The 899-nt window shown below is 64.0% G+C and carries 1 protein-coding gene; it reads right to left on the reverse strand.

Features of this window, described 5'->3' with window-relative positions; translation table 11 throughout:
* Positions 1-899, reverse strand: an 899-nt coding sequence (locus tag IEG05_RS23110) for an OprD family outer membrane porin (protein WP_191122782.1), incomplete at both ends; no start/stop codon positions are given.

The following is an 899-nucleotide window of genomic DNA, read 5'->3' on the forward strand; positions in this document are numbered from 1 at the left end:
TTCAGCGGGCCGCTCTGGATGACGTAGGCGATGTCGGTGTTGCGCTCCCAGGTCTTGCCTTCGCTGGCGCCGGCGCCGCGGTCGACGTTATCGCCGGAGACGTAGCGGGTCATCAGGCTCAGCCCGGGAATGCCCATGGCGGCGAAGTCGTAGTCATAACGGACCTGCCAGGAACGCTCGTCCTGGTTACCGAAATCGTTGATCTGCAACAGGTTGATCAACGCGTTATCGCCACCGGCGACGTAGGCGAAACCGGTATCGCCGCTCATGTGCTGATAACCGCCGGTGAAGGCGTGACCGCCATGCTTGTAGGTGAACAGCGCGCCGAAGGCGTCGTTGTCGACGTTGCTGCCGCCATCGTCGGTGGAGCGCACATAGCGCAGGTCGGTCTTGAAGCTCTGCGACTCGCCGATGGGCAGCACATGGACCAGGCTGAGGTTGTGCTGGTCGTAGATGCCGTCCAGCCCACCGTAGTAGTAGCTGGTGGCCAATTGTGGCGACCAGTCGTAGCGCCCACCGGCGAAGCGGAACTCGTCGCTCGTCGTATTGCTGCCAAAGGTAATGTTGCGCAGCCCGCCATTGAACACCGTCATCTCTTCGTAATTGGAAGAGTCGCGGTAGCTGGTGCGATCCAGCATGCCGAGATCCAGCGTGAGGCCTGCGACGTCCTTGCTCTGCAGCCAGGCGCCGCGATAGATGTTCGGCAACAGGCGGCTGTCGTTGCGCATCAGCACCGGGATAACCGGTTGCAGCGTGCCCACGTGCAGCGTGGTGGCGGACAGCTTGGCCTTCGCCGTCAGGCCGGCCGTGCCGTAGTCATCCGCCGGTTCACCGGAGGCCGAGCGTGGCAGGAGGCCGGTGCCGCCACGGCCGGAGCCGGAGTCGAGCTTGACGCCGAG

This window comes from Stutzerimonas kunmingensis, assembly GCF_014764705.1.
Taxonomy (GTDB): Bacteria; Pseudomonadota; Gammaproteobacteria; order Pseudomonadales; family Pseudomonadaceae; genus Stutzerimonas.